General features: G+C 51.7%; 20 protein-coding genes and 1 pseudogene. 5 read left to right on the top strand and 16 right to left on the bottom strand.

The genetic code is table 11. The features are described from left to right. Window positions 1-13: 13 nt before the first annotated feature. From BCV73_RS00225 to BCV73_RS00200, 6 genes are all read right to left on the bottom strand, one after another. On the bottom strand, window positions 14-1,696 hold the full coding sequence (locus BCV73_RS00225) for a phage tail tape measure protein (RefSeq protein ID WP_089545527.1): 1,683 nt from the start codon (window positions 1,694-1,696) through the stop codon (window positions 14-16). Window positions 1,697-1,781: 85 nt separating this feature from the next. Further along, window positions 1,782-2,717 carry an ABC transporter permease gene (locus BCV73_RS00220; protein ID WP_089545526.1) on the bottom strand — a complete coding sequence of 312 codons (936 nt, stop codon included), beginning with the start codon at window positions 2,715-2,717 and terminating at the stop codon, window positions 1,782-1,784. Further along, a complete protein-coding gene (locus tag BCV73_RS00215) occupies window positions 2,714-3,643 on the bottom strand; it encodes an ABC transporter ATP-binding protein (protein WP_089545525.1) in 930 nt (309 codons plus the stop codon). Before BCV73_RS00215 ends, BCV73_RS00220 begins: the two co-directional genes overlap by 4 nt. Further along, window positions 3,640-6,012, bottom strand: coding sequence for a DUF7408 domain-containing protein (locus BCV73_RS00210; protein WP_089545524.1), 2,373 nt, complete (start codon window positions 6,010-6,012; stop codon window positions 3,640-3,642). Before BCV73_RS00210 ends, BCV73_RS00215 begins: the two co-directional genes overlap by 4 nt. 366 nt (window positions 6,013-6,378) lie before the next feature. After that, the gene (gene purU / locus BCV73_RS00205) at window positions 6,379-7,278 is read right to left on the bottom strand and encodes a formyltetrahydrofolate deformylase (RefSeq protein WP_076173460.1); all 900 of its coding nucleotides are present in this window, start codon (window positions 7,276-7,278) and stop codon (window positions 6,379-6,381) included. Between the two features lie 70 nt (window positions 7,279-7,348). Continuing rightward, entirely contained in the window at window positions 7,349-8,470 is a 1,122-nt protein-coding gene (locus BCV73_RS00200; RefSeq protein ID WP_089545523.1) for a deoxyribonuclease IV, read from the bottom strand. A 180-nt stretch (window positions 8,471-8,650) separates the two neighbouring features. Between BCV73_RS00200 and BCV73_RS00195 the strand changes: the two genes are divergently transcribed. Together BCV73_RS00195 and BCV73_RS00190 are read left to right on the top strand one after the other, a co-directional pair. After that, on the top strand, window positions 8,651-9,064 hold the full coding sequence (locus BCV73_RS00195) for a DUF2621 family protein (protein WP_240913435.1): 414 nt from the start codon (window positions 8,651-8,653) through the stop codon (window positions 9,062-9,064). A 198-nt stretch (window positions 9,065-9,262) separates the two neighbouring features. Then, window positions 9,263-10,168 (top strand): TIGR01777 family oxidoreductase, encoded by a 906-nt coding sequence (locus BCV73_RS00190; RefSeq protein ID WP_089545522.1) that lies wholly within the window; start codon window positions 9,263-9,265, stop codon window positions 10,166-10,168. 17 nt (window positions 10,169-10,185) lie between these two features. Here the strand turns inward: BCV73_RS00190 and BCV73_RS00185 are convergent, their stop codons facing one another. From BCV73_RS00185 to BCV73_RS00140, 10 genes and pseudogenes are all read right to left on the bottom strand, one after another. Then, window positions 10,186-12,288 carry a DUF6382 domain-containing protein gene (locus tag BCV73_RS00185; protein ID WP_143811812.1) on the bottom strand — a complete coding sequence of 701 codons (2,103 nt, stop codon included), beginning with the start codon at window positions 12,286-12,288 and terminating at the stop codon, window positions 10,186-10,188. 46 nt (window positions 12,289-12,334) lie between these two features. Beyond that, window positions 12,335-12,841 (bottom strand): A24 family peptidase, encoded by a 507-nt coding sequence (locus tag BCV73_RS00180; RefSeq protein ID WP_256992699.1) that lies wholly within the window; start codon window positions 12,839-12,841, stop codon window positions 12,335-12,337. 170 nt (window positions 12,842-13,011) lie between these two features. Continuing rightward, window positions 13,012-14,043 carry a pilus assembly protein gene (locus BCV73_RS00175; protein ID WP_143811811.1) on the bottom strand — a complete coding sequence of 344 codons (1,032 nt, stop codon included), beginning with the start codon at window positions 14,041-14,043 and terminating at the stop codon, window positions 13,012-13,014. After that, a complete protein-coding gene (locus tag BCV73_RS00170) occupies window positions 14,012-16,237 on the bottom strand; it encodes a TadE/TadG family type IV pilus assembly protein (protein WP_089550040.1) in 2,226 nt (741 codons plus the stop codon). The genes BCV73_RS00175 and BCV73_RS00170 overlap by 32 nt, the downstream gene beginning before the upstream one ends. Before the next feature lie 32 nt (window positions 16,238-16,269). After that, window positions 16,270-16,956 carry a TadE family protein gene (locus BCV73_RS00165; protein ID WP_256992697.1) on the bottom strand — a complete coding sequence of 229 codons (687 nt, stop codon included), beginning with the start codon at window positions 16,954-16,956 and terminating at the stop codon, window positions 16,270-16,272. Then, on the bottom strand, window positions 16,937-17,125 hold the full coding sequence (locus tag BCV73_RS00160) for a Flp1 family type IVb pilin (protein WP_076173469.1): 189 nt from the start codon (window positions 17,123-17,125) through the stop codon (window positions 16,937-16,939). The genes BCV73_RS00165 and BCV73_RS00160 overlap by 20 nt, the downstream gene beginning before the upstream one ends. Before the next feature lie 11 nt (window positions 17,126-17,136). Then, a complete protein-coding gene (locus BCV73_RS00155) occupies window positions 17,137-18,009 on the bottom strand; it encodes a type II secretion system F family protein (protein ID WP_089545519.1) in 873 nt (290 codons plus the stop codon). Between the two features lie 13 nt (window positions 18,010-18,022). Then, window positions 18,023-18,802 carry a type II secretion system F family protein gene (locus tag BCV73_RS00150; RefSeq protein ID WP_089545518.1) on the bottom strand — a complete coding sequence of 260 codons (780 nt, stop codon included), beginning with the start codon at window positions 18,800-18,802 and terminating at the stop codon, window positions 18,023-18,025. A gap of 206 nt (window positions 18,803-19,008) precedes the next feature. Further along, a pseudogene (locus BCV73_RS00145) lies at window positions 19,009-19,365 on the bottom strand (CpaF family protein); the annotation flags it as partial. A 148-nt stretch (window positions 19,366-19,513) separates the two neighbouring features. Next, the gene (locus BCV73_RS00140) at window positions 19,514-20,617 is read right to left on the bottom strand and encodes a DUF3800 domain-containing protein (protein ID WP_089545517.1); all 1,104 of its coding nucleotides are present in this window, start codon (window positions 20,615-20,617) and stop codon (window positions 19,514-19,516) included. A 329-nt stretch (window positions 20,618-20,946) separates the two neighbouring features. Between BCV73_RS00140 and BCV73_RS00135 the strand changes: the two genes are divergently transcribed. The 3 genes from BCV73_RS00135 to BCV73_RS00125 all read left to right on the top strand — a co-directional run bounded on the left by BCV73_RS00135 (window position 20,947) and on the right by BCV73_RS00125 (window position 24,341). Further along, a complete protein-coding gene (locus BCV73_RS00135) occupies window positions 20,947-21,633 on the top strand; it encodes a DUF4365 domain-containing protein (RefSeq protein WP_089545516.1) in 687 nt (228 codons plus the stop codon). A gap of 159 nt (window positions 21,634-21,792) precedes the next feature. Beyond that, window positions 21,793-23,157, top strand: coding sequence for an ISNCY family transposase (locus tag BCV73_RS00130; protein ID WP_019007868.1), 1,365 nt, complete (start codon window positions 21,793-21,795; stop codon window positions 23,155-23,157). Then, complete coding sequence (locus tag BCV73_RS00125) at window positions 23,091-24,341, top strand: hypothetical protein (RefSeq protein WP_143811810.1); 1,251 nt, start codon at window positions 23,091-23,093, stop codon at window positions 24,339-24,341. The genes BCV73_RS00130 and BCV73_RS00125 overlap by 67 nt, the downstream gene beginning before the upstream one ends. Window positions 24,342-24,486 lie beyond the last annotated feature (145 nt).

Here is a 24,486-nt window from a genome sequence, read left to right as displayed (position 1 = left end):
CCTCAATTGTAGATCAGGGATTCGGATTGATTCCCGTAAAATATTCCTCGACCAGGCCCTGCATCTGCTGCGGCAGGTCGCTGCGCCCCAGCGACTTTTTAGCCTCGGCCTCATATTCTTTGTATACTTCCTCGTAAGGACGGCTCGCTCCCTCGACTCCCGGAGCCACGCCGCCTTTCTGGACCGTTCCGCCGCCGCCTTGAATCGGACCTTTGTCCGCCTGCACGTTCCCTTTGCCGGCGAATTCGCGCGGCGTCGTGACGAGCTCGCGTCCGCCTTGGCCGAGGCCTGCGCCGGAACCTCCCGCCCCTTGGCCGGCCCCTCCGCGTCCGGATCCACCCTGTCCGGCGCCGGAACCGGATCCACTTCCGGATCCACTTCCGGATCCCTGGCCGGGACTATTACCTTGGCCCGCCCCGTCAATCGGCTCCGATGGATCGCCTCCGCCGCTGTCCGAAGGTTCGCCCATCCCGGCCGAATCCGCCAGGGCCAGCTGTTCCGCCGCGCCGCCGGTGGCCCAGGCATCCGATACGGGCATGCCGGCCGCCGTCATTTGCGAAGCCAGGCCGAGCCCCTGAGATGCCAGGCTTGCGGCCAATGCCGAAGCGGCGTCGGATTGGCTGGAAGACGCCTGGCTCGCGGCAATCGCTTTGGCCAGCTCATCCTCCAGCCCCTTCAGGGCTTCGTCCAGCTTGGAAGAGTCCGTGCCGGCCAGCGCCTGCTCCGCCTTGTTGAGCGCTTCTTGAAGGGCCTTGGTGTCCTGTTTCTTCCCGGCCTCTTCGGCCATCTTCTTCAGAGCCTCCCGGAGCTGCTCCTTCTCTTCCGGCGACAGCTTCCGGATCTGCTGCTTCAGCTGGTCCAGCGCTTTTTTCATCGCAGCCTGATCCTTCTGCTCCAGGCTCTTCCCGATGGAAGACAGCTGGGGCGTCTGCTGCATCTTCCGGCCCAGCTCCGACAGGTTCTGCGCCTTCTCTTCCTGCTGTTTGGCCGTCTGCTCCATCGCCTTCATCGTTTTCTCCAGCTGCTCCAAGGCACGGTCCGGGTCTTTGGTCCCGTCCAGTTCCTTTTGCAGGGTCTTGAGGTGGTCAGCCAGTGGTTTTTTCGCCGTCAGATCCAGCTTCTTCGTTTCGAGCTCTTTCACCAGATCCTCCGTTTTCTTTCGCTGCTCCTGAACCCACTGCTTCTGCTCCGCCGCCTGAGCAAGCTTGTCATCCATCGGGCTTGGCAGCAGCGCCAGAGCAAGGCATATGGCAAGCCCCCCGCCGCAGCCAGCCCACCACTTCGTCAGCTTCGGCCTTCTCAGCCTTGTCTTCATCTGTGCCGCAAACAGGCGTCCGTATTCGGCCGCCTGGGTCCGCTGCCATCGAGCCGCCGCCGAATCGTTCCCGGCAAAAGACAACGCGGTCACCATCATGTCGCTTCGCTCCGCACTGCCGCTGGCGAGATCCATCGCTTCAGCCGCTTCCTTCACACGGATGCGGTGCAGCAGCCCGGCAGCCAGACCGGCGGCCGCTCCTGCTACCGCAAGCCCGGCAGCCACCAGCTGGTAGAAAGGAATCGGCCACAGCCTGGCGGCGAGCAGGAGAAGCAGCGCTGCGATCAGTCCGCAGGACAACCCATATGCCAAATACCTCAGCATTCTGAAGACCTGCAGACGGGCGCGGGCCCGGTGGATCGCCTGCATGATCGGGTCCATGGTTTCCACCTCCTTTTTAATGGATAAAATACTCGGCCAGTGTCCTTATCATCCCGTCCTGCTTTCTTTAAATCCCGTCCAGTACTTACTTCACGGGCTCCATCGTTGCTCCGCCATCCGTGCCGTCTGTCTCTGCCTGCTTCCTTCTACGGCGAACCGGGCGAATCCGGTGGATGCTGATCCAGAGCGACACGATGATGACCACGCTGTACACCACCACAAATTCCTGCCACAGCTGAATCGGCGCATCCGCGTTGAGCGTCGTTCCCCGGACGAGGAAAGCCTGTTTGGAAAAGCTCGGTTCGAATAAGCTGATCAGCGCCGCCGCCGGATTCAGGCCCAGGATATAACCAACCCAGGAGTAATCCGGTTGCAGCACTAATTGTGCATTTTGTCTCTGAACCAAGCTCAGGGCGAACAGATACAGCAGTCCCGTCAGCAAAAAGATGCACAATCCAACGCCATAAGTCACGATCACGGAGATCATCGTCCTCTTCAGCAGCGTGGAGAAAAGAACCCCCAGCGATCCCAGCATCAGCATAATGAACAGATAGAACAGGAACAGTGAGACCAGCTGATTCAGGGAGATGCCGCCATACATAAATACGATGCTGTATACCGGCAGCGTCGCTACCACGATCAAGGCCATAAAGCTGAGCGAAGATACCAGCTTGCTCAAAATGATCGTCGACGAGCTCTGCTGGGTGGTTAGCAGCATGCTGAGCGTCTGCTTTTCCCGCTCGCTGCTGATGACGCCCGCCGTCAGCGCCGGTGCCATGAATGCGATCAGCACCAGCTGGGCAAAGCTCAGCACATAGAACATGATCTGGCCCATGCCCGAGTTGAATCGGGTCTGCCCGCCGCTGTTCCCGAGGTACATGCTGACATAAATAAAGCCCAGGGCGATCAGCCCGAGAACCAAAATATACACCATCAGGGAAATCGCCGACCGGGGGGTCCGCATCCGCAGCCGGAATTCCTTATCCAGCACGGGATTGATCCATTTGCGCGTCCAATTCATGTCGCAGGCCCTCCTTTCGTAATTTCGAGGAATACGTCTTCCAGATTGGTCTGCGCCTCGTGAAACGAAAGTACGGGGTAACCCCATGAGACGATTCTCTGAAGCAGGGCTCCTTGATCCTCATCCCCACCGCCGAAATGAACATGGATGCCGGTGTTGTCGGCAAGCACGCCGCTGACGTAAGGTTCATCCCGCAGCCGTGCCGCAAGCTCCTCTTCCTTATCCAGCGAACGGATGTGAAGCACTTTTTTGACGCGAAGACGATTCTGGATATCGGCCACCCGGCCTTGGGCGACCATTTGCCCGTGCTCGATGACGCCGATTTCATCGACCATTTCCGCCAGCTCGGGCAGGATGTGCGAGGAGATGATGATCGTTTTGCCCATCAACTTCAGTTCCTTCAAAATTTCGCGCATTTCGATGCGCGCCCGCGGGTCAAGCCCGGATGCCGGTTCGTCGAGAATGAGCACCTTAGGGTCATGCACCAGGCATCTGGCCAAGCACAGCCGCTGCTTCATCCCCCGGGAAAGACTGTCGACGTAAGTGTCCGCTTTGTCGCTCAAGTTGACGAGCTCCAGCAGCTGGGGAATCAATTTGTCCCGCTCCCCGCGCGGGATGTTGTAGCTGGCTCCGTAAAAATGCAGGTACTCCGTCGTTTTCAGCTGGTCATAGACCCCGAAGAAATCCGGCATGTAGCCGATTCTTTTGCGGACCTCCTTGGGGTTTTCGGTTACTTCAAAGCCGTCTACCCGCGCGGTGCCCGAAGTGGGCAGCATAAGCGTGGCCAGGATCGACATCGTCGTCGATTTGCCGGCCCCGTTCGGACCGACGAATCCAAAAACCGTTCCCTGCGGAATGTACATATTAATATCTTTTAACGCTTGAAAGCTCCCATAAGTTTTCGTTAAATGTTCGATTTCGATCATGGCTTCTCCGCCCCCTTCAGACTGATCTCCGGAAGTTTCAACTGGACGTGCTCTTGGGCTGTCAGCATCAGGCGAATCCGGCCGCCCGCCAAGTATTGTTGGACGTTCTTTTCAGCCTTCCACTGCTTGGTGGCATCCCAGGTTACCGGGTCCCACGTCTGTTTGTCATTGTTGAAAATCCGGTATTCCGTTTTCTTCCCGGGGTTGTTCGCACGGAGAGTCAGCACGGCAGAGGCACCCTGCTTCAGCGCAGGCACCGTGTACTCGAAGGTGATGCTGCCTTGGTCCATTTCGGTGGTTCCGCTTGGATCTTCATACCATCCCGGCGACGATATCTGCGTAACTTTCGGTTGAATAAACCCGAAAGGAATGTTGAGCTTTCCGTTCTGAGCCCAGTTGATGGAAACGGGCTGTGCCCACAGGTTCAGCTGATTGCCTTCCAGCTTCTTGCCCTCCATGGTGTAGCTGACCAGCGGATCTTTGCTCCAGGCCATCACGTAGGAGCCTGACTGATACCATGCCGTGTTCGGAACCGTGGTCATCAGAATTTCGCGTTCCCGCGTAAATTCGTCCGCCTGGCCTCCGGTAAGGTTGCCAAAGATTTGGTTGGCCATATTGTACGGATTAACGGCGGTCGGTTTACTGGCAGCCGATAGGGGCTTGGTTTCCCCTTTGCCGAAGTCGCCGAGCTCAAACAGGCTTCCGCCTAGCGCCAGCACCGCATGATTCAGATTATAGGATGTGTTGTTCGTCACCTGCCCTCCGATATTCCCCTTGGCATCCAGCTGGATCTTCACATCGAACTGGCCGACCTTCCGGTTCTCCCTGCGATTGGACCATACCTTTGCGAGGGACCACTGCGGCATATCACTCAAGGTCAATCGGGTCGACTGATCACCGACCTCCACAAAGCTGTTCGAACGGTTCGAGCTGCTGAAAGCCCCGTTGGTCCGATCAACCGTCAGATAGGTATGTGCCGGAAAATCAATCGTGAACTCCCCGCTCCGGGGCGTAAAGAACGCCGAAGCGCTGACCTCCGAGGCATTGCCCTTGCCGTCCAGCTCCAGCATGTTGATGGTATGGGCGAGCTGTTTGGTTTTATCGGCCGCTCCGATCATATAGACAGTGCCGCTGGCGATAACCGCGATGAGCGGAATGATCCACCAGGCCCATTCGCGCTTGTCGGCCCTTTTCAGAATCCAGTACAGCACCGGCGCCACAATCACGGCATAAACGATGAGCAGCCAGGCCATGACTGGAAAAGACGGCATTTTGAGCGAAGGAAAATAATCCAGTACGTTGATGAGATTGTACATCTGGTTCTGCATCATGTTGAATTTGTTGTTCGGCTGATTGGACAGCGCCAGGTGATCGCGCAGCAGATACGACCACACCGACGGATGACCGCTCCAGGAAGCCAGCGGTTCCATCGACAAATCGTAGGCTGCATACAGCACGGTGCCCTGCTCGACTTGGCGGGAGGCGATGAGCGGCTTGCCGCCGGCCTGATACATGACCTCTCCTCCTTCTACCGGGGAAGCGTCGGAGAGCGTAAGCTCACCGCCCAACTCCAGCGGCTTGCCGCCCAGCTTGGCGAGCTCCAGAAGGGATGATGCCGTGTAAGTGCCCGTATACTGAACCGGAGCAATCTGCTCGAAAGCGGCCGCCGACTTCGGATATGCCGCACCGCCGGCAAGGACCAGCTCGCCGCCGGAACGCACCCACTGCTCTACGGCTGCGGCCTGCCCTTTGGACAAGGTGTCCGAGGCAAAACGGTTCAGCACGATGACGTCAAGGCTGTCCAGCAGCATCGGATCCTCAGGCAAATCCGTGCCTTTCATCGGCAGAACGTTCAGGTCATACCCGCTGCTCCGCAGCACGTTTAGAAAATTCATCGTGTCGGGGTCCTCCGACAGAACAGCCACATTGGAGGCCGTCACAGGCATGCCTTTCAAATAAGGCGTACCGGAGCTGAAGCTGACCCGCTTGCCCTTTTGGAAAGAATTTTTATAAAAGCGGATTTCATTCGTATCCTTGGTGAAGTTGTCCCCCGGAACGCCCATGATGACGACCTTGGCCGTACCCTTCGGCAGTTCGACGTGCTGGACGTAAGTGGCGGGAGCCAGTCCGGTGTCGATCTGGATAACCAGATCTCCGGAAATATCCTGGCTGCTGGTGAGGGTGAATTTGACGGGATTCCAGCTGCCCATTTTCATTTTGCCGTTGTAGCCGATTTCGGTTTTCAGCGAAATGGAAGGGTCATCCTCCGCATGCGCGGTGCCGCCCCATCCAGGCAGGAGCAGCAGCACCCATATGGTAAGCAGTACTGGAAGTACGATTCGCCTTATGTAACGTCGAAATGATTGCATGATTGTCTCCTCTCTTCTCTCAGGCTTCTTTGGTCATTCTACTATAGGGATGCGGCGAAATTGGTAAAATATTTTCATAATTTTGGATAAATTGTCCGAACTGGGCTAAATCGACAAAAAAATCCCGCTCCATGAAGAGCGGGACGGACATACCTACAGCTTGATGCGCACGGTGATCCCCATAGCTCTATGTCATTCATCCTATTGACGAACGTGATAGGGTCAAACCCTGCATCCTCGTCACATCTCCTGAAAACTAGCGAGCCGCTTCTCGTACGCAAAAAGCCTTTATTCATTTTTTCAATGATTCATAGATACTGGCTGCCTGCGCTATAGTTCGCGCCAAGGGTGCCTGTCTATTGTGGGTTACCCGTTAAAAACGACCGTCTTGTTCTCGTGCACCAGAATGCGGTCCTCGATATGCCATTTCACCGCACGCGCCAGCACGACACGCTCGATCGTCCGGCCGATCCGCTTCAGCTCGCTGACATCGTCACGGTGGCTGACCCGCTGAACGTCCTGCTCGATGATCGGTCCCCCATCCAGTTCCTCCGTCACGTAGTGCGCGGTCGCCCCGATGATCTTCACCCCGCGCTGATAGGCTTGGGCATACGGTTTACCGCCGACGAAGGCCGGCAGGAACGAATGGTGGATGTTGATGATCCGGTTGCGGTAATGCTCGATAAAGAACGGTGAAACGATCTGCATATACCGGGCGAGGATGATCACGTCGATGTCACCGCCAACGACTTCAAGCTGGCGCTGCTCCGCTTCCTTCTTCGTATCCGCCGTCACCGGAATGTGATGGTACGGAATGCCAAACGATTCCACATATTCCTTCATATCCGGATGGTTGCTGACCACCATGGCGATTTCGGCATCCAGGTCGCCGGCCTGCCACTGCCACAGCAGCTCGACCAGACAATGGTCTTCCTTGGATACGAAAATGGCCAGCTTCTTCTTACGGCTGACGTTCTGCATTTTCCAATCCATCCGGAAGGTCGATGCCACTTCGCTGAATTGGCTTTCCAGCTCCGGCAGCCTCTTCTCCAGCTCCGGCAGGTCGAATTCAACGCGCATAAAGAACATGCCGCCTTCAGGATCCATCGTATATTGGTCCGATTGGACGATATTCGCGCCATGTTGATGCAGAAAATGCGATACCGCCGCCACGATCCCCGGTCCATCCGGACATGAAATCAGCATTCTTGCGCGGTTGGCGTGCGCACTTCCCGTGTTGTTTTCTTTTTTGACGTGCAATTCCATGTGTAAATCCATTCCTCTCTCTCGTGTTCTCTCTCTTGAACCGTATGGCCCCTCTGTGATTCCATTCGGCTTACGCCAAAATCCCTTTACCCGCAAACCAGGCGGTCAGGCGCAGATTGATCTGCTCCTCGCTGAGCTCAGGGAACAGTCCCGCTTCGATAATCATGTCGTACAGGCGCTCCATCGGCTCGCGCGGATCGGCCTTCTTCGCCTTGGCGTCGGTTTTCAGCACATTCCACACGTCCAGCACATATTGGCGTGGATCGACTTCCTGTTTGCCAAAGAAAGAATGCAGCTGTTCAACCTGGCCAAGGAACTCAGAGCCGAAGCGTTCGCCGACATTGCCGCGAAGCAGCGCAATCTCCACCTCGTACATCGGCCGCTGCGTCTTCGCATCCTTGCCGATCCACGGCGTTTCCAGAATGAACGGGAGCCCTTGCAGCTTCTCGTGGTGGACAACGCGGTTGATGGCGTCAAAGCCGATCCAGCCGGATCCGATTGGCGTATGACGGTCTTTGGCGGCGCCGCGCGGATTTTTGCTGTCATTGATATGAACAACGCCGATCCGGTTCAGACCGATGATCCGGTCGAACTCTTCCAGCACGCCATCAAGGTCGTCCACGATATCATAACCGGCGTCATGAATGTGGCAGGTGTCCATGCAGATCGTCAGGCGTTCGTTGTGCTTCACCTTGTCGATCATGCGGGCGATTTCGTCGAACGTGCGTCCCATCTCCGTGCCTTTGCCGGCCATCGTCTCCAGCGCGATATGAACCTCCGTCTCGTTGGTTCCGTCGAGCACTTCATTCAAGCCGTCGGCGATGCGCTGAATGCCGTATTCGGCATCCATGTCGGTGTAGGCGCCGGGATGCAGCACGATGTTTTTGACCCCGATAGCATGGGTCCGGCGGATTTCCTCCTGCAAAAAGTTTACGGCGAGCTCAAACGTATTCGACTTATAAGAGCCGAGGTTAATAATGTAGGGCGCGTGAACGACGATTTCGTCGATGCCGCTCTCCTTCATTTGGGCTTTGCCTTCTTCGATGTACATCGATTCAATGGGCTTACGCCGCGTATTCTGCGGTGCGCCCGTATATATCATAAACGAACTCGATCCATAGGTGTCCGCTTCTTTGGTTGCAGTTAACAGGCCCTTGTCCGAAAAGGACACGTGAGAACCAATTTTGAGCATGGTTTATCCCCCTTAAACGAATTATCCCTTATTTTATCGTGGATAATGAAATAAATCTATAAATGCGTTATAATTCTAAAGAATGGAATATAACTGCGATAAACGATTTATAGAGGTGAAAATATGCATAGTTCACTGGGCACAAAGTTGCTGACTGCAACGGCGCCGTCCAACACGTTTATGAATTCCATATTTGTGTGGGCCATCATTTTGCTTGTGTGCATGGTGATCGGCGGATATTTTATGATCCGCAAATTTCTGAAGGTGCTGCCGAAGAATGACGGCAAGTCCAAGCTGGACTGGCAGAATTACTGGGTCGAAACCAGCCGGCATCTGTGGACGGACGAATCCAAGGCGTTTTTGGACAAACTGGTGAAGCCGGTACCGGGTCCCTTCCGGGATATCGCCAAGCATTCGATTGCAGCCGAAATCGGAAAAATTGCGGTGGAGAGCGGAGCCAAGGAAGTGACGCAGGATCACTGCATCCAAGGATATATCAAAGCAACGCCAAAACGGGATAATAAATTCCTGGTGGCCTTTTTGAACAAGAACCAAATTGACTATACGCCTTACAAGCATCTGATGGACAAATAATCCGCAGCTGGGACCGGGTTTTCAGGACCTTTTCCGAAGACCCGGGAACGGGAAATAGAATAGCGCTTTATAGAAGGAACACCCCCGTGCAGGAGTGCTCACATTGAAGAAATGGGTTCATTTCGACAGTCTGATCTCTGCCGGGGGTTATTTATATACATATCATAAAATGAAATCAACTTCGGAGGAGAGGATCGGATGAGAGTCGCCATTTGCGGAGGTACCGGCTTTATCGGCAGCGCGCTATCAGAGCATTTGCTCAAGAACGGACACGAGGTGACTGTTGTCACCCGCAAGCTTTTGCCCGATCATAAACGCGACCCTAGGCTGGTGTTGTATACGTGGGATGAGATTGCGAGCCATCCCGAATTGATGGAGGGCATCGATGCGCTGGTCAACTTGGCCGGTTCTTCATTAAGCCAGCGGTGGACCGCCAAGGCAAAGGAAAGCATCATCCGCTCCCGCCTCACTACCGTGGCTGCCGTCACCAAGCTCGTGGAGGAGCTGCACAGCAAGCCCGGGGTCGTCATTCAGGCCTCAGCTATTGCCGTCTACGGCACCTCATGGACCGACACCTTTGACGAGAACAGTCCGAAACGGGTCATGGATTTTCCTTCGGATGTCGTCAGCCGGTGGGAAGACGCTGCCGACAGCATCCGGGGCGTACGGCTCGTCAAGCTGCGCATCGGCGTCGTGCTTGGAAATCAGGGCGGAGCCTTCCCGATCATGCGCCTCCCCTACAGGCTGGGGGTCGGCGGCAAAATCGGCAGCGGCCGGCAGTGGCTGTCCTGGATTCATCTGGAAGACATCGTCCGGCTGATCGAGTTTTGCATGACGCATCCGGAGGCCGAGGGTCCGGTAAACGCCACGGCACCTGAGCCGGTTACTAATGATCAATTCGGGCAAGCCGTTGGCCGTGCGTATCATCGGCCTCATTGGTTTCCGGTACCCGCCGTGATGATGAAGGCCGTTCTTGGCGAACAATCCTTAATCATCTTGGAAGGCCAGCGCATTCTTCCGGCCAAGGCGCTCGAGCTGGGCTTTAAATTCCGGTATCCCCGCCTTCAGGAGGCTCTGAACGACCTTGCCAACGAGCAGGGATAAACGTTCTACGAGGGATCTCAGGATACCTTGAACGTATAGACTCCACTGATGATGGTGAAGGTGTCCCCATCCTTCAGCGGATATTCCTTGTAGGGCACCATAGGCTCTCCATGCAGCTTGGTTCCGTTGCGGGAGCCCAGATCCTTGATCAGGTAGCCGCCGTCCTTGCTTCTGGCCAGCTCGACATGCGCGCGTGAGGTGCCTGTGGAGGCTTCTACATACTGGGCAACCTCTTCCGACCTTCCGATCACGAAGTGCGGCAGCTTCAGCTCGATTCGTTCAGAGGGGCGCCCCTGCTCCCCTTCGCGAATCAAATAATAGCCGGGACTGCCGGAGCGCCGGCTTTTCCCTCCGGCAGCACCATCCACAGGCGCAGATAGAAGTACAGTCGCATGACTTCGTCCGGTGCCGGACATAGCCTGTCCTTCCTTCAAACGGAAATCGTGCCCGGCGCTTCCATCCGATCCGGCATGCTCGTTGGCCGCACATTCAACCCCGGGTGCATGGATAGCCTCAGCCTCAAGGTGGCTCCACAGACGCTGCCGGATGTCCGAATAATGTTCCCGGTCGGCCGAAGTTTCCCGACCTCCCCGACCTTCCCGATTTTCCCGATTTTCCCGACCAACCCGACCTTCCTGTCCGATCCCAACCCCGCTCCCCAGCCCGAGCCCCTTTTTGTTAGAGCCCACCGCCGAGTAGCTGGGTCCGCTTGTCTCGCTTGTCCTCTGCCCTCCTCCCCTCAGCTCAATACCTGTTGATGCTGCAAGTAAATCCTGCGAAAACTTCCACTTCCAATCCGGTTCCGCATCCTCTGTTCCGTGATCGTCATCATCGCGATCCTTTCGTCTGCTGCCTTTGCCGAACCAGCCGGTCAGCTGCTCCACCTGAAAACGTGGGATTCTCTTTCGTGAAGCCGCATGGCGATCATCATCGATTTCACCCGATCCGAAATCCGGGATTTCTCCTTCCATCGCTTGCTGCGCAGAACGGCCCAGCTTTAGCTTTCCAGACCAGCTAAGCCAAGCCGCCACACCAAGCAGAATCGTCAATAGGACACTGATCAGCAGCGAGCTTGTCGTAGGTTTCGGCATATAAATCATCCGCCAGATCACGGCCGCACACAATAGACAGCCCAAAGCAATATAAGTCTTTCCACCAGACTTTCCGTTTGCTTCCCGCTCATCGTTTGCGTCTAAGGCATCGTCACGGTCCGGATTCCGGTTCCAATGGTCAAACGCTTCCTGAAGCCCGCCCACTCCCGGAAAGGAGTCCCTTTCAAGGCCTTGCTGGTCTGCCTGCTGCAGTGGTACGGACCGCAGCCGATCCCCTTCGGCTGCCCGGGCATTTGTTCTTGCCGTCTGAAAAAGAACCACGCTGCCCGCTGCCGAATCTTCTGCTTCTCTTATTCCTTTTCCCGGGACACGACTGCCGCCTGGCAACCCTTGTCTGTCAGCCTGCTGAGTATGATCCTGATACCCTTCTAACGCCTGGACACCTCCCGAATGGTCAGCATATCCATGTCCATCATCCTCCTCGGCGGTTAACAGTTCGAGCAGGAGCTTTTTAAAGCCAGAGACCGAAAAGTCCTCGCCTCCGGTGAATTGAAGCAGTCTTTGAACACCGTTTCCCTTCAGCTCCTGGACCGTGGCCATCAGCCGCGTGACTAATTCCTTCAATCGGATTCGCAGCGGCTTGTCCTGAAACGGCTCCTCTAGTGGAACATATGTAAAATAAAGCGTTCCCGAGTGCAAGGATCCGTCAACGAAGATGTAATCCTCGTCCAGCACATACTTATCCGGCTGCAGCATGTAAGACTTGCTCTCTTCCAGCGTCCCGGCCACCTGGCACAAAAGCCCGTAATAATCCGGCATGCTGAGCTTCTCTCCCTTCAGCATATGGGACAGCATCTTCTTGCCTGTAATGTCATACTGGAGTGTTACCCGGAGATCCATCTCCTTCAGGCGCAGCGGAAGAAATCTGGCAATCCGGGAGGCCGAAATCATAGATAACTCTATGTTGTTTAACTCATCGTGACGGTACCCTTCAGCAGGGCCAATGACCATAAAGGTTCCGTCATGCTGAATAAAGTCACGCATCAGGGACTCCAAACCGGTGTTCACCTCCAAAAACCATCTCTAGAAACTTATCACTTCGTTAACTCGAGAATCACAAATACATGCACACGCACATAAAGCCAGGCAGCACGGCAAGCATAAACGGAAAATGAAGCTGCTCTTTCCGATTTCCCCTCAAGCTGGTCAGACTCCTTAATACAATAAATCCGGACAGGTTTCCCGCGGCTTGGCGCAGTCGCTTCATTGCGTCCCTCCTCCACAAGGAGATCAACAGCCCGATAATTCCCGCAAAGATGACCGAATAAACCACGCACTGAACCGCAAACAGAGCGCCCATCCAGGCACCGATCCCGGCAAACAGCTTCACATCTCCGGCTCCGACCGCGCCCATCCAGTACATGACGAGCAGCACCAGGAATCCGGCAGCCATCCCTTTCCCTGCAAACGCGAGCCCGGACCAGCCGTCCCAAATTCCGTGGAAGGTTATCCCCGCGATTATTGCGCTGAAATTTAGCTTATTCGGGATTTTCATCGTCCGGATATCGGTCACAAAAGCAGCGGCAATCAGCACTGCACATCCATATATGGCTGGATTCACGGTACAACCGCCTCCTTTCCCCTTCTTTATGTAGTTGAACCAAACTAACTGTTACCGTAATTACGGTAGAGGTATCGGACACATGAGGTTAAGTAGGCCAAAAGAGGTTTTTCACGACCCAAATCAGGCTGGTACACCAATTGAGGTAAAACCACCATTTGAGGTATGAGCTATCCCTTTACGACGGTAAACATAACCTCCAGCCGCTGGCCGTCCGAAGTCGTAATGACGAAGGGCCAGGTTCCGGGTGTCGTGTTAGGTCCGACCCACCATTCCCACTCGATGGTTCCGTCCGCGTCCGCCTGCTTTTCCCCCAAGTATTTGGCGGTGCTTTGACCGCTTTTATAAAACACGGATAAATTTGCCGATCCGTTTGGAGCGATCTTGGCGCGCACCTTGGCCTTTTTGCCGACATATGCGGGATCGGGTTTGGACAAAATGCTGATGGATGTACGTCCATCAACATCCCCTTCACCCTCTCCTGTGCCTTCTTCATCGGTGGCGCCGATCCACAGGCGTTCCTGTGCCTTGGCCTGAATCACGATTTTTCTATTGATAAAAGGGACCTTTATCGGCAGCTCGTAGCTCACTTCAATGCCAAAGTACGGATCCGTCCTGTTCTTGAGGTCAGGGATTTGAATATTGGAAACATGAATTCGCTCGTAGCTTAGAAAATGGCTTTGCATTTGTGGCTTCAATATCGGTTTGACCACCGGATCGAGCACCGCCTCTGCCGTCTGATTTTTTAAATCCTGGAGCGGGGCTTCGGCCCGCCCCACTGCCTCATTCGTCCATTCCTTCAGGGGAGACGGAAGAGCCCCCGTATATTGGGAAGCCCAATCGCTTAGCGACAGCTCGGGAACCGACCAGCTCCCGGAGTCACGCTCCTTGGATTCGTCTCCCGTCCCTGCGGATGCTTCCGGCTGGATGGCCAAAGCCACCGGATATATGTGGGAAGATACCAGCTTGACGGTATCCGAAACGGTGCTCTGCAGCGCCGTAGAAATGAGTGTCATCTGAACGATATAAATCAGAAAAATGACGAAGAACAAAAAGACGGGCAGCACCAATGAGGCTTCCAGGACGATACTGCCCAGCTCCCGTTTCCCCCGCTTCGGAAACGCCTTGGCGAAAGCAGAAGCTCTCCCCCAATTCATGCGGTGCAGCCGATCAATAAGCAAAATCCGCTTTTTTCGTAACATAGTAACGGTTTCCTTCCACGTTATCCGGATTGCCTCCGGCGTAACCCGCCATTTGGATCACGCCGGGCAAAAACCACAGCCTCATTCCGATCCGGACTTCTCCTGACGCATACGTGGCTCGTTCGGCGGGATTAATTCCCGTATTCAGACGAATCAGCGCCAGCATTCTGGACATTTTCTTCTCATTGTCGCTGTGGATCAGCAGGAACAATCTCAAGTAGTCGCGGTATGTCATTTGAATCTTAACGTAACTGGACAGCTCTACGGATCCTTCCCTGCAGAGCTTCACCATGTCGGCTATGGCCATCTCCACTCCGTACAGTAGAGCGGCAGCTAGAACGAGCAGCGGATTTCCCAGTTTGCTGTTCTTCACCAGCCCCTCCATGGTCCGAACCGCCAGCCGTGCCGCAAAAATTTCGGCATAGGCCGCTGACACATTACCCACCGGGTTATGGAAGCCGTACACGATATACTCCAGCTCTTGATGGCTTATGCTCATCTCATCGGCAACTGCATCCCCAAGCCGGCTTCCCGGGCTTGCCGCCGCATCTTTCAGCAATCCAAGATCGAAATGGGTAAAATACAGCGCTGCATATTCGTTCTGGAACAGTTCGTCCTTGATGCCCGACATCATTCCCGCCATGGATCCATACACCGAGTCCGTCTGCTTCATGGCCGATTTGCCCGCATCATAGGGGTCGTGATCAAGATCGGTCCCCTTGTACTCGCTACCTGCGTCTTCCTTATTAAAGGTCAAGCTATCGTCGTAATACTGCTGAAGCTCCTGGTATTCCTCATTGTGCTGCTTCACTTTCTGGTCCAGCTTATTAATGCTTTCCAAAATGCCCGCCGCTTCGGACAGCTTGGCCTTGCTCTGCTTTTCTTTTTCTTTCCTTTCCTTATCGGATCCCCGATGCTCCTGCAGCTGACCCGCCACCCGGTCGAGCTTATTCCCGCTGCCTGACACGGCGTAATCATGGACATAACGGTCAGCGGCGCTTACTCCCCGGATCACCTCATTTTTCATGCGCCCACTGCTTCCCTGAACTCCGGAAGACTCGGTAAGGGAAGATAAAAGAGTAGATAACTGGTTGTTATAGGCACTATAATCCTGTTTTTGGGTCTGAATTACATCATTCAATTCCTGAATCAGACTATCGGACAGCAGCAGTTGGTCTATGCCGTCCCGGATGCCATGAATCGCCGCTGGATCGCTTCCGGATGCTTCCGGTGCCGCCCCCGGGATCATCGCGCCCCCGACCTGATCGTAGCCTTCGGTCCCGCCGCGGTTTCCGGCTTCCGCAATCACTTCCTTCATCTTATCGTTGCTGCTCCGGGCCTCCTCCCAGTACTCCAGGGCATTCTGGAGTTCCTTCCCATGGCTCCTGGCCGCCGAGGACTGGATGCTCTGCAGGCGGGAAATGACCTTTCCTGAGCTGCGGTTATACTCCCGTATTTCCGAGCTGTACTGTTCCTCATCGTCTTCGCCACGGTTTGCATCCTGATTGACCTTGTTTACGTAGTCCTCATATTGTGCGGCGATGTCGGCCGCGGTGACCACTTCCGAAGAACCGAGCGATTGGTCCGGAATCGCCCCTCCGGCAGGCTTCATGATCAAATCCGGTGCCTCCTTCAGGCTTTGACCGGCCTTTCTCTGGGCCGCCAGCATCTGATCTAGGGCCTCCTCGCGCTTGTCATACAGCTTCTGCAGCTTGCCCAGGACATCCACCGTATCCGAGGCTTCCTTCATGGATTCGGACAGCGGCTTGAACCTGCTGACGAGTTCCAGGGAAAAGTCGATGGGCGCTTTATACTTCATCTCCTCGCTGACTTCCCTATTAAAAATGTCATACTCCCCCAGCATCCGTTCCATCTTGAGCGACGAGGTGTCCAGCTGAAGCGGAAGCAGATCAAACCGATCGCTGCGGTCTCCCTTATCCATCGTGCTGTTAAGCACGCCTGCCATAATCTGATCGCCGCTCGTGCTGCCGTGTGCAAAAAGTCCATACCTTTCCTGCAGTTCAGGGTCGTACGACGACATGACCGACCGGACCGCCGCACGGACCAACCGCTCGCTCTGCGCCTTCATCGCCGCAATCCGGGCGTAGTCGATAAATAATGCGACAAACGCAAAAATCATGGCCAAAACCCCAATTAGAAAGATGGATACCGATCCACTTTCCGAGCGTCTCATGCCGAACACCCGCCAATCCTCCTCTCTAGGTCCTAAGGCTGGCTTCCGGACGCTTGAAGCCGCTTCAGCACCCCAGCCGCGCTGCCTCGATCCATCCCTTCACCAGCATCATTCTTCTTGAACTTCGAGCCGTAGTATCTCATCAGATGGATGCTGCGGATAAATTCGACCGGATCCACGACCAATGAACTCCCGGAGGTTCGAAGCTCGCTCCCTCCGTCCAGCATGGCATCGAGCGGCCGAAGAGAGATCATTTGGTTCAAGCTGGCAGTTACTTTCCGCTGCAGCAAAGCATTTTTATAGGTCATATCCCCCTGCATGCCTGCCGGAATCGCCGAGCCGGTTTTGCTCAGCTTGATCGCCGTCAGCGCCTCTTGCGTGGAAGAGGTACTTGGAACAGGTACCGTCTGAGAGTTTTCGGCTCCTGCCCAGCCAAACAACGCACCAAGCCATTGATCGTCTGTCATTCGCCAATACAGCGAATCATATTGATTGACCGGAACCGAGCCGTCAAGCGCTTCTTTATGGCTGTTATCCCAGCTGTAGGCCGTGCGCTCCGCGGCTGCGGACGCCGCTTGATGCAGCATGCTCTGCTGATACATATATAGGGACAGAAACAGCAGAATCATCGTCGTGAACAGAACGACCGGCATGACGAGGGAGGCTTCCAGCGTAAAGCTTCCCTCGCATTCTTTTAACCTAGCTCGTAAATTCTTCACTTTTTTTGTTGACGTTAGCCAGCAGTTTGTTGATAAGCTCCATAATTTGCTTCTTAAACAGAAGCGCGATAATGAGGATCACGACGATAATCAGCAGCATTTCGAGCGTTCCGAGTCCCTCCTCGTCCCTCCATAATTTCTTGCCGCTTCGTCTTATCATTGTCAGCATTTATACCCCTCCTACATGTTCATCATCATAAAAGCCGGTGTGCCCACCAGCACAATCACGATCATAAAAATGACCATCATTGGAAAAACGAGCTTTGACGATGCTTGCTCTCCTCGTGTCCGGGTAATGGCCTTGCGCTTCTCCCATAATCCCCGGGACAAGTCGTTCAGCGCCATGGCAAAGTCGCTGCCCCCTCGCCGCAAATTGAGCAGCACGGCTGTCGTAAACGCGGATACCTCCTGCACGGCACAGCGTTTGCTAAAATTTTCAAACGACTGCTGAAAGGAATATCCGCCTTCCAGATCATCGATCATCCGGATTAGTTCCTTATAAAGCGGATGATCCCTTTGGGCTTCCTTCTGACGTGCGCATCGCGTGATGGCCTTCTGCACCGTCTCGCCGGCTCCGACAAGCAGTACGATCTTGTTCAGCAGCTCAGCCAGCTCGATCGTAATATCCTGGTCCCGCTTATCGACCTTCGTGTGCAGGTCCTTAATGATCGCGGCCGGCAGAAGGATGGCCAGCAGCCCTCCAATAATAAGCCCCGTATTCCCCCCGGCGGCAAGCGTCAGCAGGCAGCCCAGCATCAGCATCAGCCAGCTGTAACACAGCATCTCTCCGGCATACAGGAGCGTCATCTCCACGCTGTGCCGCTGCCCGTAAATCTTCTGAATCGAGCGCTGAAGCCTGAAGAAGAAGAGTGGAAAACGAGCAGTCAGCTTGTACCGGTCGATGATGTACAGCATGGGCCGCATCACCGCTCTCAGCCGAATCCCTTCCATCGGCAATGTCATCAACCGCTTATATTTGTCGCCGCAGCGCTGGTTCTGCACCACCCAACCTCCCGCCAGCAGAGCCAACATCACGGCAGCCAACAATTTCATGACTTCACCCCGTTCACACCTTGATATTCATCATTTTCATAATCCATAGCAGGCAGCCGGCCAGTCCCGCCAATGCACCTGTCGAAATCACGATACCCATCCCGCTGTACAGCGGCTGCATATAATCTCCGGCCGTAAAATTCATAAACATCAGCATCAGGATAGGCGCAGCCAACAAGGCTCTGGATTCAAACTTTTTCTGGGCGATCATGACCGAGATCTCCTGTTTGATATCGAGCTTCTCGCCGATCACCGTTGAGGTGTGCCGCACAACCTCGACAAGGTCCCCGCCCGTGCGCTTACACGTCGTGAACACATCCGCAAAATTCGTAATATCCTCCATTGCCGCACGTCGGCTGAAGTCATTCAATGCATCCTCGACCGGTTCGCCATACTCCATCCGCGCGCAGATAATGCCCAGCTCGGTAATCAGGTCATTCTCCGCATCCGGGTCGAGCATCCGCAGGTCCTGAATAGCCTCCCTAAATCCGTTCTCCACCGATTTGCCCGCAGACAGGGAGGAAGACAGCGAATACAGCGCCTGCTTAAAGTGAAGATTCATCGCGGTCCTCCGGCGCTCCAGAAGATGAGCCTTCCAAAACCGCGGAACGATCCATCCGCCGGATGCCATGATCATAGCTACGAGCCATTGATGATAGAACAAATACCCGATTCCGAAGCATAACAAGCCCCCAATAGCAATGCATGCCATACGCTGGAGCCCGTTCAGCTCATAAGTCTGGTAATCCGGAAGCTTCTTCCCTATACCCTCTGGAGGGGGAGATCCGTCCATGCCTTGCCTCCTGAGCGCCCTGCCTGGCTTCTTGGGAGGAGCGGCCTCCCTCCGGTTACCGTTGCTCCCTGTTCCCTGCTGTTCGTGTAACATCGCTTCACCTCCTTGGTGACAGTACCCAACTGGTTTATTAAGGCCTTTTCATTTGATGCTGAATCAAGCAGCCCGCGACCCCAATCTTCATATTTGAATTAAAAATGTCTGCTTCACTTCTTTGCGGCGGCGATTCCCGCAGCCTGAAGCTTTGCGACATGAATCAATCCGTTTCCCGTCGGCTCCAATTCCCCTGCAACCTTTCCATCCTTCTCCCCCGTCTCCCGAAAACGGAACAACGGATTAAGGACCACCTCACCGTTCTCCAGCCCTGCCACCTCGCTGATTTCAGTGACCTTCCGCGTGCGGTCGCGCATCCTGGACAGATGGACAAAAATATCGATCGCCGAGCTGATCTGCTGGCGGACGACAGGCACAGGCAGATCCGCTCCGCTCAGCACCATCGTCTCCAGCCGGCTGATCATATCGCGCGTGTTGTTCGCATGGCCGGTCGATAAGCTCCTATCATTGATATTGTGTATATCATTTTCTTGATTAAATTGACCTCCACAATACCCATGATGGGGAACTATCATGGGTGTTGTGGTAGTGATAAGAGAATTAAAAAACAGCCTCCAAGGAGACTGTTAAGGTAATACTCAATCAAGTTTATGTATGTTAATCCAACATGCGAATGTTTATAAAATCATAATATTGCTCAGTTTCAAACGTTTCTGGATTAATTCCAAATTTGTCGAAAAAATACTTTGCCAATTGATCCTTTACATTAGTTCCATCCGGTAAGTTTAATCTTCGATTAAGGCAACCCATGAAAACATCTGCCACTTGGATAAAAGGATCAATATGTGATTCCACTGCTGTGAATGCTCCGAGTTTTACCATTCCATCAAAGCCTGCTTTGATATGTCCAGCTACATCCAGCCTCAAGGCTTCTAAAAATAGAGTATCTTTAGCATCTTCTTTATCTTTTATAATATTTAGTGTACGAGGAATTGATATGCGGCCTGTCTCAATTTCATGCCGTAATCCATCTGATATTCCCACTTTATAGAGTCTAGTGACTATATCCTCTGGCTTCTGACCAGATCCCTTTTGACAGAAACATAGTGCTTTGAACCCAATATTTGCTGATTCTTCAGCTACTATATCGATTAATCTAACATAGTTTTCTATATTTTTCTTATCTACATCGACAAAATGGAACTCGTCTTTCGACTCCATCTCTAATTGTTCTCGTAAATCCATAATTTTTGACCGAAGGTTCCCGCCTTGTCCACTTCTCCACATGCCACCCACTGAAATAAAATCCTGAGTTTTTCCTGTTTCATCGTAGAAAATAAAGGACACTGGTGTCGCATCTTCACTAAGCTGAATCTGGCTGGTTCGGTATGTATTTTCTCGTTCCGTTCTTATTCTTTTGACATCTTCACTTGATCCAAATTCACCAAACGTATTTTGAATCTTTGCCCTTGCCCTGGTTATATCGCTTTGTTGTTCTAGTTTAAGAAATGCTTCTTTCGTGATGTTCCCATCGTTATATAAATCATTTTGAAATATTTCCCAATATCTCAATGTGAGTAACCGATCTGAATCACGGGTGTCAGGATAATGATTAAGGATGAATGCAACTCTTGCTGTTACAGTTTTCAAAACCCCTTCACTCAATTGCTTCATTAAATTCTCTTTTTCCTTTTGTACTTTTATTAATCGTTTCTGTTCTGGCGTCACTGCTTCAGATACATTCTCCGTGTCTCCCAACATCGAGTCCCTCCCCCTGATTCGAGATTATTCGACTATATTTTAACATATAAGATATAGAAAATACATTTTTCCAGTTAATCTACCTCTCCTTTCAGATGAAACTCTAGATATGTATGATCTTGATCATCTTCATCCTTATTTAAATTACATGATAGTTCAATTTTCGATGGATAAATCCTACATGTATTCAGTAGTAATACCACTTTTTATGACTTCTTTGATAATATTACCTTATAGATCATCGCTTACTTAAAACTGCTTAAGGTGAATTTTTTCCAAAATTATTCTAGCGATATACAATCGCTTTCTGATAAGGAGCATTAAGAACTATGAATAAGCTGTCAACTGATATTATAGAAAGACTCGCTGTACAAGCAGTCAAAAGTGAAGTTACTAAGCCTCCATATTTCTTAAAAGCTGAGATCCCAGAAGGAGATAAAGGAGTATCATTTGATGGAGAGATAATCGTTTTTAATGATAGTTCTCACACTGCAAGTTCCTTCAGAGGATCTATTCCAGTACAAGTGAAAGGTACACAAGTAAAGTCCTTTTCTGATAATAAAAGAACATTTTCACTTCAATTAGCTCACTTTGAAAACTATTATAAAAAGAACGGGGTTATTATTTTTGTAGTTGAATTACGAAAAGAGAGAAGCAAAATCTTTTATAAACAACTTCTTCCTCTTGAACTTTCCCAAATTATCAAAAAATGCAAACATAAAGGAAAAAAATCGCACAGCATTGAATTAAGATCCTTAAAAGGTACAGACATGCATCGAATTTGCCATGCTTTTCTGAAAGAACAATTACATCAACCAATTGTACTTATAGAAGATGGTGAAACATTACTAGATGAGGACCATCAGCAATATGTCTTCAGAAGTCTCACATTTAATCCATCAAACATGGACTTTAGTGAGCTATTTGAACATGATTTTTTTATGTATGCATTGGAGAAAAATCTGCAAATCCCCATTAGTGTTGGAAGGTTTTCGTCTTTAACTAGTTTCCCCTGAAAAAGTCAGGGTGTTTTGAGCATAATTAAAAGGAATTCAGCACCTCAAAATGGAAATTGTTATTGACGAGATAACAAAGTTCCACACCCCGAGGGAAGAATTCCTTTGCTATAGGAGTTCAACAGAAGCCCTCGGGAATCCTTCCAAGAGGTGAAGAAAATGTTGAAACTTCGAGACGAGCAATTGACCATCTGGGATGCCATTCTCCCGGAATCTGTTAGAAAGTTGCCGGTCGAGCTTGCAATCATAGATCAATTACTGGACGACGACCGTTTTCTTCAACCGTTTACTGAGTTGCACCCGAAAGGCAAGAAAAGCGGCCGTCCTACGCTTGCAATTGAAAAGTACATCCGTCTTATGGTCCTGAAGCATAAATACAATTTGGGCTACGAGTCACTCGTGAAGGAAGTCGGTGACAGCATCACATGGCGAATGTTCTGCCGGTTTGCCATCGACGAACCGATGCCCGACCCGTCTACGCTCATCTATGCCCGCAAACGCTACGGCGACAAGATCGTCGAAGACATCAATGCCGCACTCGTAAAGCAGTGTGAGGAAAAAGCCGTTCTGAAAACCCGCAAATTGCGCACGGATACGACGGTTGTGGAATCCGACATCCATCACCCGACAGACGCTACGCTGTTGCAAGATGGCGTAAAAGTCATCACTCGAACGATTCAGAAAATCCGGAAAGTCGCCTCCCACACTGTTCAAGGCTTTGAAGATCGTACGGCAGAAATCAAGGAAAAGATTCTGTCCATCGCGAAAGTTCTACGTCGCCGCACCCGTGAATCTTGGGAAGAAGTTGACCGGATCACTGGGAGCGTAATCGAAGTAGCCGAGAACGTTGTGAACAAGGCGCAAGCCGTTATCGAGAAACTGCAAGACAAGGGCAAAGCTGCTCTTCGACAAAGTAAAACCAAACTGACCGAGGCGGTCACGCTAACCGGCAAGTTGTTGGAACAAGCCAAACAGGTCGTTTCCGGCAATCGAATCATCGCAGATCGGATCGTCAGTTTCTTTGACCCGGAAGCAAGACCGATTAAGAAAGGTAAGCTGGCCAAAGGAACTGAGTTCGGCTACAAGGTGCGAATCGACGAGACGGAAAGCGGCTTTGTGACCGGCTACGCTGTCTACGAGGGGAACCCCTCGGATGATGAACTGCTCGTTCCCGCTGTACAGGCGCATATCAAGCAATTCGGCAAAGCGCCGCAAGCTGTAGCGACCGACCGCGGTTTCTCAAGCAAGAAGAACGAAACGGCCATTACCGAACTTGGTGTGAAGCGAGCTAGCTTGCCGCGAAAGGGCAAAAAAGGCATTGCCCGATCCGAGTACGAAAACGAATTATGGTTCAAAGACTTGCAGCGTTACCGTGCAGCTGGAGAAGCGAAGATTAGTCTTCTCAAGCGGAAGTACGGTTTGAACCGCAGCAGGTATCGGGGCTTTGTCGGCTCAAAATGCTGGGTCGGCTTCGGGATTCTGACCCACAACCTGCAAAGAGCGGCAAAAATGCTCCAAAACTAACATGGAAACCGATCATTAGGGAAAGTTCCCCCTCACAACCCAGCCAGCAACCCGAAACTATTTTTGAAAATCGACTTTTTCAGGAGCAACTAACTAGCAGTTCTGAGATGGATGTAATTATCGATGGGAACATTCAAAAATTTAATGTATCATCAACATTCAATTCTGGAACCTTGACGATAACATTCGAAAATGTTTTGAAAATGGTTTTAGATGGAACCGAACTCAAAATTAGCAATTACCAGTTCCACTCTTTATCCAGTCAATTAAAGGTTATACCATTATTGTCAAGTTTAATAGAAGGAAAGAAGTTGACGCTACCTATTGGAGACATCCAAATAACCGATTTTTCAGAAAAGAACATAAGATTTATTAATGAAATTAAGGAACACATACTATTTATTGAGGACTTAAAAGAGGCTTTTCTATACTTTTCTATAGATCCAAATACTAACTTTTCTGAAACTAAGGAAGGAATAGAGTTGAATTTTGGTCTTTCTTTTTTAATTAGGGCCTCCAAACATGGGGACATTTCGAATTTCAAAAAGCGATTATCCAGCAAGAATAATTCATGCCTCATCAATTTATTAATTGGGGATCAAACTATTGTTTGTTTGTACCATGACGGTAAATTGAAAAATATTTTTTCTAAAGATCAAATTGATATAAAAGCCATTCTTGGCTACAATACACCTGACCAATGCGACTACAGCATTTTTGTACAACTAAATGATGAATCGCTTACTAAGGGAACAAACTTAGATTTTCAAGCGATAAAAGAGTCTTTTCAAGAAATTGATCCTTTCGTTAATGAACTTGCCTGTAGTACAACAACTAATTTTTGTTTGCGATGTATTGCTGCTTATGACAAGTCTAATAGAAGAGAATTGCTCTTATTAGCAAAATATATTCTATCCATGCATCCGTCTATTGAAACAGATGATTTTAATTATATTAATCTCTTACAAATCAATAAAAGACTTAACGGCTCATTAACAGCAGAGGAAGAAGATAAATTAATAACTATCAAGAGCACAGCCCCCTCGGATATTCTGAAACAATTCGGTGTTAGCATTTTACTTGAAAGCAAGATTGAGGCTAAAAGACTCTACTCTAAGTTGGATAAAAAAAACCAAGAAATTATAGATTCGACGCCTATTATGAAATTGTATTCGGACTTGTGAATCTCATTTTTATTCGTTTAGGAAATTCAGAAAAGAAAGCCCAAGAATGTTGATTTACAGCATTCTTGGGCTTTTTCACTTAAGGCGCGCCCAGCTGCCTTCTAAAAATTAAAGACAGGGGAAAAATACTTTGCCACGCTCTTTC

Origin of the sequence: Paenibacillus sp. SSG-1, assembly GCF_002224835.1 — a bacterium.
Lineage (GTDB): Bacteria > Bacillota > Bacilli > Paenibacillales > Paenibacillaceae > Paenibacillus_AQ > Paenibacillus_AQ favisporus.
The sequence above is the reverse complement of the archived record's forward strand: the minus strand, read 5'-3'. Positions and strand labels throughout refer to the sequence as shown.

Coding starts and splice junctions, on each gene's coding strand:
- BCV73_RS00175 (WP_143811811.1), bottom strand. CDS start 14,043: ATGTTACGAAAAAAGCGGATTTTGCTTATTGATCGGCTGCACCGCATG.
- BCV73_RS00210 (WP_089545524.1), bottom strand. CDS start 6,012: ATGCAATCATTTCGACGTTACATAAGGCGAATCGTACTTCCAGTACTG.
- BCV73_RS00150 (WP_089545518.1), bottom strand. CDS start 18,802: ATGGACGGATCTCCCCCTCCAGAGGGTATAGGGAAGAAGCTTCCGGAT.
- BCV73_RS00215 (WP_089545525.1), bottom strand. CDS start 3,643: ATGATCGAAATCGAACATTTAACGAAAACTTATGGGAGCTTTCAAGCG.
- BCV73_RS00160 (WP_076173469.1), bottom strand. CDS start 17,125: ATGCTGACAATGATAAGACGAAGCGGCAAGAAATTATGGAGGGACGAG.
- BCV73_RS00220 (WP_089545526.1), bottom strand. CDS start 2,717: ATGAATTGGACGCGCAAATGGATCAATCCCGTGCTGGATAAGGAATTC.
- BCV73_RS00190 (WP_089545522.1), top strand. CDS start 9,263: ATGAGAGTCGCCATTTGCGGAGGTACCGGCTTTATCGGCAGCGCGCTA.
- BCV73_RS00195 (WP_240913435.1), top strand. CDS start 8,651: ATGAATTCCATATTTGTGTGGGCCATCATTTTGCTTGTGTGCATGGTG.
- BCV73_RS00140 (WP_089545517.1), bottom strand. CDS start 20,617: ATGTTGGGAGACACGGAGAATGTATCTGAAGCAGTGACGCCAGAACAG.
- BCV73_RS00125 (WP_143811810.1), top strand. CDS start 23,091: ATGCTGGGTCGGCTTCGGGATTCTGACCCACAACCTGCAAAGAGCGGC.
- BCV73_RS00170 (WP_089550040.1), bottom strand. CDS start 16,237: ATGAGACGCTCGGAAAGTGGATCGGTATCCATCTTTCTAATTGGGGTT.
- BCV73_RS00130 (WP_019007868.1), top strand. CDS start 21,793: ATGTTGAAACTTCGAGACGAGCAATTGACCATCTGGGATGCCATTCTC.
- BCV73_RS00200 (WP_089545523.1), bottom strand. CDS start 8,470: ATGCTCAAAATTGGTTCTCACGTGTCCTTTTCGGACAAGGGCCTGTTA.
- BCV73_RS00225 (WP_089545527.1), bottom strand. CDS start 1,696: ATGGACCCGATCATGCAGGCGATCCACCGGGCCCGCGCCCGTCTGCAG.
- purU (WP_076173460.1), bottom strand. CDS start 7,278: ATGGAATTGCACGTCAAAAAAGAAAACAACACGGGAAGTGCGCACGCC.
- BCV73_RS00155 (WP_089545519.1), bottom strand. CDS start 18,009: ATGAAATTGTTGGCTGCCGTGATGTTGGCTCTGCTGGCGGGAGGTTGG.
- BCV73_RS00135 (WP_089545516.1), top strand. CDS start 20,947: ATGAATAAGCTGTCAACTGATATTATAGAAAGACTCGCTGTACAAGCA.